The sequence below is a fragment of the Monoglobus pectinilyticus genome (genome assembly GCF_002874775.1).
GTDB lineage: Bacteria > Bacillota > Clostridia > Monoglobales > Monoglobaceae > Monoglobus > Monoglobus pectinilyticus.
Genome location: NZ_CP020991.1, coordinates 2593410 through 2608274, shown reverse-complemented (window position 1 = coordinate 2608274; position 14865 = coordinate 2593410). Strand labels below are relative to the sequence as shown.

The window sequence follows — 14865 nt, the reverse complement described above, 5'->3', positions numbered from 1 at the left end:
ATGTAACAAACTGGATTAAAATATATGTCTAAAACCTTACAACTTTGTCTTTATTTCGCCATTCTTAATATTTCAAGTATATCGTTCTCTTTTAATTCAACAAAATTTCCCTGTTTGCCTCCGCCTATTTCAACAGCTTGTTTTGCCATAAGCTCAAACTTTTCATCTCCAATATTCACTTCCGATAAAGTTTTCGGCAGACCTAAAGACTGCAAAAACCTCTCATAAGCTTCTATTCCGTTCATAGCAGTTTTGGTCGGATTAAAAACATCGTTTTCAACATTAAATACTCTTGTCGCAAACTGAACAAATCTGCTTACATCATGTTTAAGCACATATTTCATCCATGCCGGAAATACAATCGCAAGCCCTGCACCGTGAGCAATATCATAGTGAGCGCTCAGCTCATGTTCAATGTTGTGTGAACCCCAGTCTCCCACTCTGCCGGTGTTTAATAGATTATTGTGTGCAATAGTTCCGGCCCAAACGACCTGTGCCCATGTGTCATAATCTTTGCTTCCGTCAACCATTGCTTTCGCATTATTTATCACTGTCTTCATTGCAGCTTCAATCATTCTGTCCGTAAACTCAACGCCTTTTGTATTAGTAAAATACCTCTCAGCCAAGTGTGCGAATATATCTGAACAGCCGTTTGCTATCTGCGTCTTCGGCAATGTATACATAAGTTCAGGATTGATAATTGAAAATGTCGGATACATACAGCCGCTGTGAAGCCCTCTCTTTATCCACCCATCCTCATTGGTTATAACGCTTCCGTCACTGGACTCGCTGCCTGCCGCCGGAATAGTCAGAACTGTACCTACCGGAAGCATTCTTTCAGGAATAGCCTTACGCGCATGAAAGTCCCAAGGGTCACCGTCATACAACGCACCTAATCCGATAGCTTTTGCAGAGTCAATTACGCTGCCGCCACCAACAGCTAAAATTGCTTCAACATTTTCACGCTTACAAATATCGACTCCTTTTTTTACAAGACTTAATCTGGGGTTCGGCTGAACTCCGCCTAGTTCAATATACTCTACGCCGGCAGAATTAAGAGAAAAAATTATTTTATCATACAAACCGCTTTTCTTTATACTTCCGCCCCCATAGTGGAGTAAAATTTTACTGCCGTATTTCTTGATTTCTTCGCCGACGGTTTCTTCCGTCTTTTTACCAAATATTATTTTAGTATAATTATCAAATACAAAATTATCCATATACTTTAGTCTCCTTACAAATTATTTCTATGTAACAGTCATTATATCATAATGTTAATAAATATCAAGTATATATTTATATTTAAGGCTTATCAATATAGGTTTAGGTTTATTTATCAATGAAATTATTAAAGTCAGTTATGCGAGTGAAAATATAAAATTAACGCTTTATAACTTGTAAAAACTTTTAACAATAGTTTTATTCATGCCTTTAACCCACGCTGTTGCAGCATCTTCTGCTATTATTTATTACGGTTATTCAAAATGTCAATAAATATCTAGTATATTTTGGGGCTTTTATATATAAATTACATTGACACCCTTTTTTAGCTCTGCTATAATGTTTGTTAAGTTGCTTAACCATTAAGCCGCTGTTAAATTTTAAGGAGATAGGAGTATATGTCTAAAATTGGCTCAAACCCAAAAATAAGCCAGGATACATATGTAAAAAAGACACAGATATTAATCTTAAAGATAAAAGAAGCGCTTAATTGTCTTTTATCTGTATTGCCGATATCCAACAGAGAATATTTTATCTTAAAAACAATAGACGAAAGTATGTCTGAAGGAAATAAAATAACTTCCAGTGATATCAGCAGACAATTCGGCGTCTCACGCGCGGCGGTCTCACAATATATCTCTTCTTTAGAATCTGAAGGGTATATTCTCAGGTATAACAGTGAAAACGATAGACGCAGAACTTATCTTATCACCACCGAAAAAGCTAAAGACATAACTAGAAAAATAGATTCTTATCTTAATAAAAATTGCATCACAGTTAAAGACACCATGGGTGAAGAAAAATTCCGAACAATGCTTGAATTAATTGAAGAATCCATAGTTATTATAAAAAATATTTCAGAAAAAGACAAAGACATTTTCAGTTAAGAGGCTCAGAACATGAACAAATTTATTTTAGTACGTAATAAAATCAAAGATTTCACTTTTTTCATCGGAGGCAAACTTAAAATATTTTTTGCCGCCTTATGGAAACTGATGAAAAACCATAAAATTTGGAGCGCTGTCATCTGTATTGTATTAGCGCTTGTATTATTTATTGGGATAAGTACAGTCAGGCTAGGGAAAAAATTAGAAGACAGCAATCTTTTAATTAAAGTTGAAAAGCGAGATATTGAAGAAAAAATAAATGACAGTACTGTTGTTGAACCGAATAACGAGTATTCAATCACAGCAAATGTAACAGGTGAAATTTTGGATGACCCTTTCGAAGAAGGCGACACTGTTCAAAAAGGCGATTTAATGTACACAATTGACGCCAGTACTATCGAAAACAGTATTCAAAGCGCCGATATAGCTATAGCTAAAGCCAAAAAGAACTATGACGACGCAATAAATGAAAATTCTAAAACTGTACGCGATACAGCTACCAGCGCCAGTTCCGTTGAAAGCGCCAGAATTGCCGTTGATAAAGCACAGCAAGCGTATAATGACGCACTGAAAGCAAGAGATGATTTGTCTCTCAAATCAAACCACACAGGCATAGTTACAGAGATTCACATCTCTGAGGGGGACACCATTGCTGCCGGTACAAAAATTGCTGATATAATTGATAATTCAAAACTAAAGATAAAAGTTCCGTTTAATACAGCTGATGCGGATAATGTGCATGTCGGCGAAGCGGCAGATCTTACTTTAACTAAAAACGGCTCGTCTGTACGCGGAGTTGTCACCGAAATCGGCGCTTTAGTTGAAAGCGGAAGCGGTTTTACTTCATATAAAAAGGTCACTATTGAAGTAGATAATCCGGGAGCCATATCATCTGGAGATACTGCTACAGCTATGGTTGGAGATATAGCTTGTAACGATGCCGGAACTTTTGAAAACCTTACCGAAGATAGCATTACAGCTTCGTCAGGCGGCAAAATAAGCTCTCTGTACATATCGGAAAACAGTCATGTTTATAATGGTGAAAAAATTGCTATGCTGGATTCTGACTCTGTTGAATCACAAATCTCATCCGCACTGTTGTCTTTAAATGACGCAAACCAGGCTCTTGAACGCGCTAAGATTCAGCAGAATACTTCAAACGCAACTACAAGTCTCGGCGATGACAAACTGAATTCCGCTGTTAAAACTGCGAAAATGACGTACGATGATGCTGTTCTGTCAAAAGAAAAGCTTCTGAAACAGCTTGAAGACTACACCATTAAAGCGCCGATATCAGGAACAGTTGTTACCAAAAACAAAAAGAAAGGCGACAATCTCGGAAGCGGTTCATCTTCTACTTCTTCTTACAGCTCATCGGGAAGCAGTTCATCGTCCTCTCAGTTGACTTCTGCCAGCGCTTCCAGTTCAGCTATGGCGGTAATTTATGATATGAGTGAACTTAAATGCACTTTAAACGTTGATGAACTTGATGTTAAAAATGTTAAAACCGGTCAGAAAGTTACAATCACTACCGACGTCACAGATAAAGAATATACCGGAGTCGTAGAAAATATAAGCGTTAACGGAACTGCAGGTTCAAACGGAGTAACCACATACCCTGTCAAAGTAAATATTATCGACTTTGATGACGCGCTTCTCCCCGGAATGAACGTTGAAGCCAACATTATTATATCCAGTGTTCATAATGTTTTGGCTATACCTGTCAGCAATCTTAACCGTGGAAACACTGTATATGTTAAGGGTGACAAAACTGAAGAAAACGATAAAGCTCCTGAAGGTTATAAGACTGTTTCAGTAACCACAGGTTCCAGCGACGGCGAATATATACAAGTGTTCAGCGGGGTTGAAGAGGGTGAAATTCTATACTCCACGGCAGGAACCGGAAATTCTATGGAAGAAATGATGCAGCAGAGCCACGAAAGAATGAAAGACAGCGCCGGCGGCGGTTCAGGCGGCGGACCCGGCGGAGGTGGAATGTAATGGAAACGCCTCTTATAGAATTTCAAAATATTTACAAAATCTATATTGTGGGAGATTCAGAAGTTCATGCTCTTGACGGAGTTTCGATGAAAATATATAAAGGTGAATTTGTCGCTATCGTAGGTCAGTCAGGAAGCGGCAAATCTACATGTATGAATATTATAGGATGTCTTGACGTTCCAAGCAGAGGAAAATATTTTCTCCGCGGAACTGACGTCAGCACCATGAAAGATGATGAACAGGCTGAAATAAGAAATAAAGAACTTGGATTTATATTCCAGCAGTATAATCTTATCCCCAAAATCAATGTTCAGCAAAACGTTGAACTACCTCTGATGTATGCCGGACTTTCTGAAAAAGAGCAGGAACGCCGCGCTCTCATTTCACTTGACAGGGTTGGGCTGAAAGCAAAAGCCAAAAATATGCCTCAGCAGCTGTCAGGAGGACAGCAGCAGCGTGTGTCAATTGCAAGAGCCCTGGCCGGCGACCCGTCCATAATACTGGCCGACGAGCCGACCGGCGCTCTTGACTCAAAAACCGGTAAAGAGGTATTGAAGTTTCTGAAAAAGATTCACAGCGAAGGCAATACAATCGTGCTTATCACTCATGATAATACAATTGCCGCCCAAGCCGAGCGAGTTATCCGGATACAGGACGGGCGCATAACATACGACGGCGCGCCTGAAATAGAAAAATTTGCAACAGTAGCCCATGCCGGAGATGACGAGGAGGACGACAACAATGACGCTTAAAAAATCTTTCGGGCTTGCCTTCTCTAATCTTATGTTTGATAAAATGCGTTCACTCCTTACAATGCTCGGTATAATAATAGGAGTTGGAGCAGTTATTATACTTATCAGCCTCATGGACGGAATGATGGGAATGATGACAGATCAATTTTCAAAGCTGGGAACAGACACAATAACTGTCAGCGTTCAGGACAGGGGCGGAAGCCGAACAATTGACGAAAATGACATGTATACTTTTGTTGACCAAAACCCTGAGTTTTTTAAGGCTGTCAGCCCTAGCGTTATGGTTGCTTCCGCTAAAGTTAAAGTTGGGCGCGATGATTTATCTACCTCCGCAACAGGAGTTGACGAGAGCTACTGCAGTATAAAACAGCTGGAGCTTGAACAAGGCAGGTTCTTACAATTTGTAGATGTAGAGAAAAAACAAAAAGTTTGCGTTATCGGTACATATATTGAAAAAGAAATGTTCGGACGCGGAAACGGACTGGGACAAAAGCTTAAAATAAACGGAGATACTTTTTCCGTTATAGGAGTGCTGACAGAAGAAGGCGATTCAACCAGCGGAGGACAGGATGAGGTAATCTATATACCTTATACCACCGCTGTATCAATGTCCAACAGTTCATTTATCAGTTCCTACACTGTTCAGACAAACAGCGTTGATATAGTAGATGATGCAATGACAAAAGTAAAGCAGTTTTTGGCTAACAAAATTGGTGACAGCGATTACTATAATGTTACAAGCATAAAGCAGATAATGGATATGGCAAGCACCATGACAAGCACTATGAGTACTCTTTTGGTTTGTATTGCCGGTATTTCTCTTTTAGTCGGTGGTATTGGAATAATGAATATAATGCTTGTGTCAGTAACTGAAAGAACTCGAGAAATTGGTATACGTAAGTCTTTGGGCGCCAAATCAAGGGATATAAAATCTCAGTTTGTTATTGAAGCTGCAACCGTAAGCGGTGTTGGAGGTCTTATTGGAATTGTGGTCGGGTCAATCCTCGCCGTTTTATTTGGACGGCTCTTAGGTTTGACCGCGCTACCCTCACTGACAGCAATAGGAGTTTCATTCGGCGTTTCTGTAGGTATCGGAATCATGTTCGGTTATCTGCCTGCTAAAAATGCCGCTAACCTTAATCCTATTGACGCTCTTAGACATGAATAAGATAAAACCACAGAGATTGGAGGAAATTATGAACTATAAATCTGAAAAAAATTTTAGGCCTATACTTTCACTTTTTTTAGCTATATGCCTTGCTGCTTCTGCTTTTTCAATAACGGTTTTCGGCAGTGATAATTCTCAGCAGGATGTTTTGGGATTATTATCTGAACTTAAAATTATGAACGGCGACCCTGACGGGAACTTTAGACTGGATGACTTTGTAACAAGAGCGGAATTCACAAAAATAGCTGTAGCGTCTTCTGATTACCGCAACAGCGTAGCGTCAAACCTTGCAATTTCTCCGTTTTATGATGTTCCATATTCAAACTGGTCTGCTCCATACGTTCGTGTTGGAGTTACAAACAATCTTGTATCAGGATACCCTGACGCTTCTTTTAAGCCTGATGATATAGTTACTTTTGAAGAGGCTGTAACAATTATGCTCAGGGTTTTAGGATATTCGGACAGCGATTTTGGCGTAGCCTGGCCAAGCGGTCAAATAGGAATGGCTGATAGTCTTGATATGACAGATAACCTAACAGATATCAGTATCGGTTCCAGCATGACAAGAAAAGACGTTTCTACATTAGTATATAATACATTAAGAACCAAAAAGAAAGATTCATCCTCAAAACTTATATCTATTTTCGACGTCGCTTTTGTTGAAGATGTGACGCTGATTTCCACTTCAAAGGAGGACAGTTCTATCCCCGGCGATGAGGTTTTCACCGACAACGGTACATATAAAATAAGGTCTGATTTTAATTATTCATATGTTGGAATGAAAGGAGATATAGCTTTAAAGGACAACAAAACTGTTATAGGCTTCTTTCCTAAGGCGGACAGCTCTCCCAACGAAAAATACGTAGTATATTCTGTACTGAACGACAACATAGTGGTATACAAAGGCGGCAATATGACAACTTTGGATATTCCTGCCGGCACCGTCGCTTATGACGGAACAACTAAAACCACCTACGGAGCTATAAAAACATCTTTTGAAATGGGAGATGTTCTTAATATTAAAAAGACTAATGGAAATATAGATTACATAGTATACAAAAAAGGTAATATGCAAGGTCCTTACACAATAAACTCAGAGAATAACTGGGCTGAAACTCTCGGAATTAATTCATCTACTACTATCATGAGAGGCGGAGTTGCCTGCACAATTTCAGATATAAAAACCTACGACATACTCTACTATATACCTGAACTTAATATGGCCTTTGCGTATACTACCAAAGTCACAGGTGTGTATGACAAAGCAAACCCAAATAAAGATAACCCTACTGAAATTGTTGTCTCAGGTGTAACATATAAAGTTGAGGGAGCAAATGCTTTTAATAAGCTGTCTTCAAGCGGAAACCTCGCACTGGGAGAAACGATAACTTTGCTTTTGGGAAAAACAAATGAAGTTGCAGACGTTGTTACCTCAACAGTAACTGATTCGGAAATAGTCGGATATGTATTTGAAACGGGAACCAAGACTTATACATCAGAGGACCTAAAGGATTATTCAAATTATTATATCAAAGTAGCTGCGGCAAACGGTGAAACCTACGATTATACGTGCAGCCAAAATTATGAGGATTATAAAAATTCTGTAGTCACGGTTAGTATAAATGAGGGAATAGCTAAAATTTCCAGAACGGACAGCGCAAAGGTCAGCGGTTATTTCCGTTGGGACACAAAACGTTTCGGCGACGATTATTTGGCAAGCGATGTAGAAATTTTGGACGTGGGAACAACAAATAAAAATGACCCGTCATTATATAAAAAGATTTATCCTACCCGTCTTAATAATGTGAATATTAATTCAAACAAAATTCTATATTGCCACAAAAATTCAAGCGGAGAAATAGATAAGCTTATTTTAAATGATGTAACCGGAGATTCTTATACGTTTGGAGTAATGACCTCAGCACAGAATATGAGCTTTGGAACATCTGTCAGCGGCTCATATTCATATATAGTAAACGGCAGCAGTTATTCATTTACAAGTCCGTCAACAATATATTCAGTGAACAGCGGTCAGGGAGTAAGGCTTTCATCCGCAAGCAATCCGTCAATAATGTCACCTCTGAGCGAAGTAAAGGGCACAGTAACAGTTACAAGTGCCGGAAGTCTTACAGCTGACGTAAAGTGCTATGATATATCTGCTGACGTTCAAGTATATGAAAAGGAATACTCCTCTTCTACTTTATATAGGCTGAAGCCAATCAGCGACATTATAGGCAGTGACAATTATACACTGTATGCGTACTACGATAAACTGCCCTCAAGCGGCGGACGGATACGTATAATAGTAGCAGTAAAGAAGACTGTATAAACAAAAAAACTGAAGGGTTTTGCCCTTCAGTTTTTTTATGTCACATTTTATTGTATAAGACGTTTTACATCACATGTCCGTCAACCGAAATTGTAATAACTTTTAAAGATATATCTTTATCGGAGTTTGACAGAGCTACCTTAACAGCATTCTCCAATCCTCCGCAGCATGGTACCTCCATTCTTACCACAGTTACACTCTTTATTTGATTCGCTTTAAAAATCTCGCCAAGCTTTTCGGAGTATTCAGTCATATCAAGCTTAGGACAGCCTATTAATGTCACCTTATCTCCCATAAATTCCTGATTAAAATTTGCATGTGCATATGCGGCGCAGTCTGCGGCAACTAAAATGTCAGCGTCATTAAAATATGGTGCGTTGACCGGAACTAATTTAATTTGTACAGGCCACTGCTTTAATTTGGACTCATAATCAGATTCGGAATAATTACTCTCACTGCGCGCAAATTCTTTTAATGCGCTGCCCGGACATCCGCCTGTATGTACCGGCTTTTCCATGTTCTTTTTAACCAATTCTTCATTATATTCTGCCGCTTCTCTCTTCTCAATTGTTATCGCGTCAACCGGACATACAGGCAGACAATCACCTAAACCATCGCAATAGTCATCACGTATTAATCTAGCTTTACCTTTAATCAGTTCTATAGCTCCCTCATGACATGCTGAAACACAAAGTCCGCAGCCATTACATTTATCTTCATCAATTTTTACAATATTCCTTATCATTATATCTTCCTCCTATATTTTTTGCATAATTCTACATATAAAAAGATTATCATTGAATTTCAAACATATTTTAATTTATTTCGTATTCAAACTATATCATTTTTTTAAATGTATGTATGTTGCGATTGCAACAAATAATAAACTGTGTTAAAATATTTATAGTTTAATTAACGGAGGACGATTTTATGGAAATCACTCAATACACAACTGAGCTTCCACTGTTTGAAGGAATAAAAAAAGATGAAATAAGTTCGGTTTTAGTCTGTGTAGGAGCATATAAAAAGACTTTTAAGAAGGACAATATTATAATGGCTCAGGGTGATAACGCTTGTCTTGTAACAGTTTTAAGCGGCACAATACATATGACAATGTGTGATATTAATGGCAATCACACTCTAATAAGCGTACTTTATAAAGGCGACTTTTTTGGTGAAAACAGTCTTTGCTCAAACAGTTTTTCTGATTCTATCTCATTCTACAGTGAAACTGACTGCGAAGTCTTGTTTCTCCCATTTGCAAAAGTATTAAATTCCTGCTCAGCTGCGTGCGAATTTCACCACCGATTAATAGAAAACGCTGTAAAACTTATGGCGTCTAAAAATATTGAGCTTGTTCAAAAACTTGAGATAATATCTAAAAAAACTTTGCGTGAAAAGATTCTAACCTATCTATCAATTATTGCAAATAACTCCGGAAGCTATTTTAAAACTGATATGAACCGTTCTGATCTCGCTGATTATCTCTGTGCTGACAGAAGCGCTCTTTCAAGAGAACTTTCAAAGATGAAACAAGACGGGTTAATAGATTTTGATAAAAATACCTTTCGGCTGCTTAAAAAGAATATAAATTAAATTTACTTAATTACATTTTTAAGACAAAACACACTAAAACCAAAATTCGGCATATCCTGATACTAACAGCAGAACTTTTTGTTGGGAGGTATCATGATATGCTGTTTTGTTTTTTGCTTGCGTTTATACTTAGTTTCGATTCCCTGGGCATTGGAGTTGCCTATGGTGTAAAAAAAATATATGTACCTAAGACAATCCGTCTGATAATAAGCTTAGCGTCTTTCACATTATCCTTCATATCCACAGCGGTGTCCCGTTTGGCTATTTCAGTAATATTTTCGCCATTTGTCTCCGACTTAATTGGAGCCATAATATTTTTTGTTATTGGAATTTATATGCTTTTGTCGCTGAACAAATCTGATCTTAGCTTCGGCGACACGGATAATTCACTTGATATTGACAGAAAAGAAGCTCTGTGCATAGGAATCGCGGTTTCTATGGATTCATCGGCAACTGGGCTTGGACTTGGCACAAACGCCTCGTTCTGGTTTCCTGTAGCAATATTTTGTATGCAGTATCTTATGCTTAGCCTCGGAATCTTTTTAGGCGGAACAGTCAAAAAATTTCCAAAGATAAATGATAAGTTTCTCACTGCAATACCCGGAATAATACTTATAACTTTAGGACTTTTGAGACTGTTTAATATAATATTTTAAATACCTAAAATTCTTTCAGTGTTTTTATGAAGTATAAGTTCTCTTTCTTCATTTGTTAAATCAAGTTTCTCTATGTATTCAAGTTCGGTTCCAGCATCCCACATCGGATAATCGGAACCGAAGAGTACATGATCCGTTCCATACTGTCTTATCAGCTCATTAATATGTTCAGGAGGCACACTATACATAGTGCTGGACGTATCAACATAAATATTTTTTCCTTTAAAAACTCTTGCCGCGTCGTCCCATTCAGACCAGCCGCCAAAATGTGCTCCTATCACTGTCATTGCCGGAAATTCATCCATCACTTTTGCCATTCTTTCAGGTTTGCTCCATTGGTATCTAAAATCACCCGTATGCACTAAAAGAGGCAATCGTCCTGAAATTGCTTCGTATATACAAAATGCTTTATGATCGTCGATATGAAACCTTTGAAAATCCGGATGCAGCTTAACGCCTTTTAATCCCATAGAGATACATCGCTCAACTTCATCATTTATATTCTCAAAGTCTGGATGCAAAGTCATAAATCCTATAACTCTGTCGGGATATTTTTGGGTACAGTCATATATAAAATTATTCACTGATTGAACCTGATGAGGAGTTGTTGCAGGAGAATGAATAACAACTTTATTCACTCCGGCTTTGTCTGACAGTTCCAGCAGTCTTTCTATTGTCCCGTTATTAGGCACGTCTATGTTATAAAAATCTTCTATTCCCTGTGACGCTTTTTCTGCAATTTTATTCGGAAATACATGCGCGTGTATATCTATTATCATTTTTTATCCCCTATCTGTTATTGTTAATGTTTCAGATAAAATTATAGCATTATCTATTTTAAATGTCCAGTCACTTATTTGTTATCAATAAAATAATTTTACAGTTTTAAATAGAGTATTATAATTATATTATTTTATTTATGAAAACTCTGTCATGAGCAAAATAAAATTATATTATAAAAAAACAAAATAATATGCAAAATTTATATAAATTTCAAATAAAATCACCCGTTAATCAGGTGTTCTATAACTATCTCATAATTCATATTACTGTACAATAAGAACATCGGTAATAAAAAACATTCTCAGCCGAGTTTTTATTTTGCTGATTTAGTCAATATTAAACTTATTAAAGATTTATTCCCCATTTTGCTATTGCTTTTTATTGCCAATTATGATATACTATTTAGGATTATTCTTATGTAACAATTATTATATTTTTTATCAAGGAAAGGAGTTGTGCCGAAGGCAAAAGCCTCCGCGCACAAAAAAATTATGGACAGTTCTTTTGGACTTGTTATTATTCTTGTACTACTTATTGGCTGCTCGGCTTTTTTCTCTGCCACTGAAACAGCCTATTCTTCTCTGAACCGTATCCGAATCAAAAATCTTGCAAAAGAGGGCAATAAAAAAGCTCTTTTAGTCGAACGTTTATCCCTGGATTATGACAAACTTTTATCTACAATTCTAATAGGAAATAATATTGTTAATATACTCGCGTCTTCTTTGGCGACAGTTCTTTTCGTCCAATATTTCGGAAACGCCGGAGTTACTATATCCACTATTGTTATGACAATATTAGTCCTTATATTTGGCGAAATATCACCAAAAAGCCTTGCAAAAGAACAGCCTGAAGGCTACGCGATTGCTGTTTCCAAAATAGTTGTGGTTCTGCAGTTTATTCTAACTCCAATAAATTATTTGTTTGGATTGTGGAAAAAACTTCTTGGCAAGCTTTTTAAATCAAAAAATGACAGCGGTATTACCGAGGAAGAACTTTTGACTATAGTCGACGAAGCCCAAAGCGGCGGTGAAATTGACGCTGATGAAAGCGACCTTATAAAAAGTGCTATTGAATTTAACGATTTGGAAGCCGGAGATATTTTAACCCCGCGTATTGATGTGTGCGCGCTTGAACTAAATACGTCAACTGAAGAGATTATTGAAATGTTTTTGGAATCCGGATTTTCAAGACTTCCTGTTTACCGGGATACAATAGATAATATTATAGGTGTTGTTCATCAAAAAGACCTGTTTCATCTAATACAAAAAAACAGCGGCGGAAATATTGAAGAAATAATTTCACCGGTTATATATGTTTCCCCTTCTATAAGCATTTCCGAATTAATCAGGGTTCTGCAGAATTCAAAAAGTCATTTTGCTGTAGTAATTGACGAGTATGGCGGAACAGACGGAATTCTTACCTTGGAAGATATACTTGAAGAGCTTGTAGGAGAAATATGGGATGAGCATGACAAGGTTGTAGAAAACATTTCTGAACTGTCTGACGGGATTTATGAAATACTCGGAGGTACTGATTTGGATGACTTCCTTAAACTGATGGACGAAAAACCTGGTGACGACGACCCAAATACTGTTTCGGGCTGGGTTATGGAGAAACTCGGGAAAATGCCGGAACTCGGGGACACTTTTGAATATAACGGACATCATATTTATGTCATAGAAATGGAAAACCGGCGTGTAGCTAAGATAAAAGTGAAAATATTGCAAAATAAATAATTTTTATGTTGACGGCGCTGTGTTTTTATATTAAAATAGTCTATGGAAATTGAATTTTATATTATAAATGTGGAGGTATTATAAATGTTTAACAACATCCCGGAAGTTAAGCTGGGTATCGTTGCGGTGAGCCGTGACTGTTTCCCTATTGAGCTTAGCAAGAAAAGACGTATAAATGTGGTAAAAGCTTGTGCGGACAAGAATATTGACATATATGAAGCACAGACTATTGTTGAAAATGAAACAGACATGCTTGAAGCTATTGACGAAGTAAATAAGGCAGGAGTTAACGCTCTTGTTGTATATCTTGGCAACTTTGGTCCTGAGGGTCCTGAAACTTATCTTTGCAAGAATTTTGACGGTCCCTGCATGTATGTTGCAGCCGCTGAAGAAACACAGGAAGATTTAATAGACGGCAGAGGCGACGCATACTGTGGAGTTCTTAACGCTTCCTACAACTTAGGCCTAAAGAACTTAAAAGCATACATACCTGAATATCCTGTTGGTCTGCCTGATGAAGTTGCAGATATGATTGCTGAGTTTGAAAATATTGCTCGTGCCATTATTGGTGTAAAGAGCTTAAAAATAATTGGATTTGGTCCGCGTCCTTATGACTTCCTTGCATGTAACGCTCCAATTAAACCATTGTTTGACCTTGGTGTTAATGTTCAGGAAAATTCTGAACTTGATTTACTGGCTTCATTTAATGAACATGAAGGCGATCCTAGGATAGAAGCTGTTGCTAAAGAAATGGCAGACGAACTTGGTTCAGGAAACAACTATCCTTCACTGCTTACTAGACTTGCTCAATATGAAATTACTTTGCTCGATTGGGCTGAAGCTAACAAAGGAGCTTCTAAATATGTTGCGTTTGCTAACAAGTGCTGGCCTGCATTCCAAACTCAGTTTGGATTCTGTCCTTGTTACGTTAATTCCCGTCTTACATCAAAAGGTATTCCTGTTGCTTGTGAAACAGATATATATGGAGCATTAACTGAATTTATTATTGCCTGCACAACCGGCATAGCTCCTACTTTGCTTGATATTAACAACTCTGTTCCAAAAGATATGTTTGAAGATAATTCAGATAAATTCAGCGGTTATACATTAAAGGACACATTCATGGGCTTCCACTGCGGAAATACTGCTTGTGATTTATTGACCGATTATGCTTTAAAATATCAGTTGATACAAAAGAGAAATCTAGAGCCTGAACTTCCTGAGCCTAATGTATCAAGAGGAACATTAGAGGGTAATATTCGTCCCGGAGACGTAACTTTATTCAGACTTCAAAGCACAGCCGGCGGTCAGCTCAGAAGCTACATTGCCAATGCTGAGATAATAGACGTTGACCCGAAATCATTCGGAAGCATTGCAGTATTTGCTGTAAATGAGATGGGTAGATTCTACCGCAACGTTTTAATCAATAAACAGTATCCTCACCACGCAGGTATAGCATTCAAACACGCCGCTAAAGACTTGTTTGAAGTAGTAAAATATTTGGGCGTTACTGATATAGAATGGAACCGTCCTGCAGGATGTTATTACGAGGGCGAAAACCCATTTGCTTAAATTATTACTGCTTTGTAATTAAAAATTGCTATTGTTATATATTTAAAGACTGGATTCGTGATAGTAACGAGTCCAGTCTTATTTTTATTTAATCAAGATAGTATCTTAATATACATTATATAAAAAAGCCAAAAGTCACCAATAGGTGACTTTTGACTTATAAA

The 14865-nt window shown here is 37.6% G+C and carries 12 protein-coding genes; 9 read left to right on the top strand and 3 right to left on the bottom strand.

Annotated features, from left to right (window positions below; translation table 11 throughout):
- Nucleotides 1–50: 50 nt before the first annotated feature.
- Nucleotides 51–1220 (bottom strand): iron-containing alcohol dehydrogenase, encoded by a 1170-nt coding sequence (locus B9O19_RS10910; RefSeq protein WP_102366444.1) that lies wholly within the window; start codon nucleotides 1218–1220, stop codon nucleotides 51–53.
- A 399-nt stretch (nucleotides 1221–1619) separates the two neighbouring features.
- On the opposite strand from B9O19_RS10910, the gene B9O19_RS10905 reads away from it, so the two are divergent.
- Genes B9O19_RS10905 through B9O19_RS10885 form a run of 5 tightly spaced genes read left to right on the top strand, consistent with a single transcriptional unit; the run spans nucleotide 1620 to nucleotide 8358 of the window.
- Nucleotides 1620–2108, top strand: a complete 489-nt coding sequence (locus B9O19_RS10905) for a MarR family winged helix-turn-helix transcriptional regulator (protein WP_102366443.1) — start codon at nucleotides 1620–1622, stop codon at nucleotides 2106–2108.
- Nucleotides 2109–2120: 12 nt separating this feature from the next.
- Nucleotides 2121–4109 (top strand): efflux RND transporter periplasmic adaptor subunit, encoded by a 1989-nt coding sequence (locus B9O19_RS10900; RefSeq protein ID WP_102366442.1) that lies wholly within the window; start codon nucleotides 2121–2123, stop codon nucleotides 4107–4109.
- A complete protein-coding gene (locus B9O19_RS10895) occupies nucleotides 4109–4861 on the top strand; it encodes an ABC transporter ATP-binding protein (protein WP_102366441.1) in 753 nt (250 codons plus the stop codon). Before B9O19_RS10900 ends, B9O19_RS10895 begins: the two co-directional genes overlap by 1 nt.
- The gene (locus B9O19_RS10890) at nucleotides 4851–6029 is read left to right on the top strand and encodes an ABC transporter permease (protein WP_102366440.1); all 1179 of its coding nucleotides are present in this window, start codon (nucleotides 4851–4853) and stop codon (nucleotides 6027–6029) included. The genes B9O19_RS10895 and B9O19_RS10890 overlap by 11 nt, the downstream gene beginning before the upstream one ends.
- Before the next feature lie 28 nt (nucleotides 6030–6057).
- Complete coding sequence (locus tag B9O19_RS10885; protein WP_158648992.1) at nucleotides 6058–8358, top strand: S-layer homology domain-containing protein; 2301 nt, start codon at nucleotides 6058–6060, stop codon at nucleotides 8356–8358.
- Between the two features lie 64 nt (nucleotides 8359–8422).
- Here B9O19_RS10885 and B9O19_RS10880 read toward each other — a convergent pair whose 3' ends face one another.
- Nucleotides 8423–9103, bottom strand: coding sequence for an ATP-binding protein (locus B9O19_RS10880; protein WP_102366438.1), 681 nt, complete (start codon nucleotides 9101–9103; stop codon nucleotides 8423–8425).
- 185 nt (nucleotides 9104–9288) lie between these two features.
- Between B9O19_RS10880 and B9O19_RS10875 the strand changes: the two genes are divergently transcribed.
- Nucleotides 9289–9954: a Crp/Fnr family transcriptional regulator gene (locus B9O19_RS10875; RefSeq protein ID WP_102366437.1), complete on the top strand. Its 666-nt coding sequence runs from the start codon at nucleotides 9289–9291 to the stop codon at nucleotides 9952–9954.
- 98 nt (nucleotides 9955–10052) lie between these two features.
- Complete coding sequence (locus B9O19_RS10870) at nucleotides 10053–10610, top strand: manganese efflux pump MntP (RefSeq protein WP_102366436.1); 558 nt, start codon at nucleotides 10053–10055, stop codon at nucleotides 10608–10610.
- On the opposite strand, the gene B9O19_RS10865 is transcribed toward B9O19_RS10870, so the two are convergent.
- Nucleotides 10607–11389, bottom strand: coding sequence for an amidohydrolase family protein (locus B9O19_RS10865; RefSeq protein WP_102366435.1), 783 nt, complete (start codon nucleotides 11387–11389; stop codon nucleotides 10607–10609). The two genes, B9O19_RS10870 and B9O19_RS10865, sit on opposite strands and share 4 nt — an antisense overlap.
- Before the next feature lie 459 nt (nucleotides 11390–11848).
- Here B9O19_RS10865 and B9O19_RS10860 point away from each other — a divergent pair, with 459 nt between their 5' ends.
- Nucleotides 11849–13129 (top strand): HlyC/CorC family transporter, encoded by a 1281-nt coding sequence (locus tag B9O19_RS10860; RefSeq protein WP_245862930.1) that lies wholly within the window; start codon nucleotides 11849–11851, stop codon nucleotides 13127–13129.
- A gap of 84 nt (nucleotides 13130–13213) precedes the next feature.
- Entirely contained in the window at nucleotides 13214–14701 is a 1488-nt protein-coding gene (locus tag B9O19_RS10855; protein WP_102366434.1) for an L-fucose/L-arabinose isomerase family protein, read from the top strand.
- Nucleotides 14702–14865 lie beyond the last annotated feature (164 nt).

What these genes read in the sequence shown, in the direction of transcription:
- B9O19_RS10910 (WP_102366444.1), bottom strand. Translation starts at nt 1,220, where the DNA reads ATGGATAATTTTGTATTTGATAATTATACTAAAATAATATTTGGTAAA.
- B9O19_RS10905 (WP_102366443.1), top strand. Translation starts at nt 1,620, where the DNA reads ATGTCTAAAATTGGCTCAAACCCAAAAATAAGCCAGGATACATATGTA.
- B9O19_RS10900 (WP_102366442.1), top strand. Translation starts at nt 2,121, where the DNA reads ATGAACAAATTTATTTTAGTACGTAATAAAATCAAAGATTTCACTTTT.
- B9O19_RS10895 (WP_102366441.1), top strand. Translation starts at nt 4,109, where the DNA reads ATGGAAACGCCTCTTATAGAATTTCAAAATATTTACAAAATCTATATT.
- B9O19_RS10890 (WP_102366440.1), top strand. Translation starts at nt 4,851, where the DNA reads ATGACGCTTAAAAAATCTTTCGGGCTTGCCTTCTCTAATCTTATGTTT.
- B9O19_RS10885 (WP_158648992.1), top strand. Translation starts at nt 6,058, where the DNA reads ATGAACTATAAATCTGAAAAAAATTTTAGGCCTATACTTTCACTTTTT.
- B9O19_RS10880 (WP_102366438.1), bottom strand. Translation starts at nt 9,103, where the DNA reads ATGATAAGGAATATTGTAAAAATTGATGAAGATAAATGTAATGGCTGC.
- B9O19_RS10875 (WP_102366437.1), top strand. Translation starts at nt 9,289, where the DNA reads ATGGAAATCACTCAATACACAACTGAGCTTCCACTGTTTGAAGGAATA.
- B9O19_RS10870 (WP_102366436.1), top strand. Translation starts at nt 10,053, where the DNA reads ATGCTGTTTTGTTTTTTGCTTGCGTTTATACTTAGTTTCGATTCCCTG.
- B9O19_RS10865 (WP_102366435.1), bottom strand. Translation starts at nt 11,389, where the DNA reads ATGATAATAGATATACACGCGCATGTATTTCCGAATAAAATTGCAGAA.
- B9O19_RS10855 (WP_102366434.1), top strand. Translation starts at nt 13,214, where the DNA reads ATGTTTAACAACATCCCGGAAGTTAAGCTGGGTATCGTTGCGGTGAGC.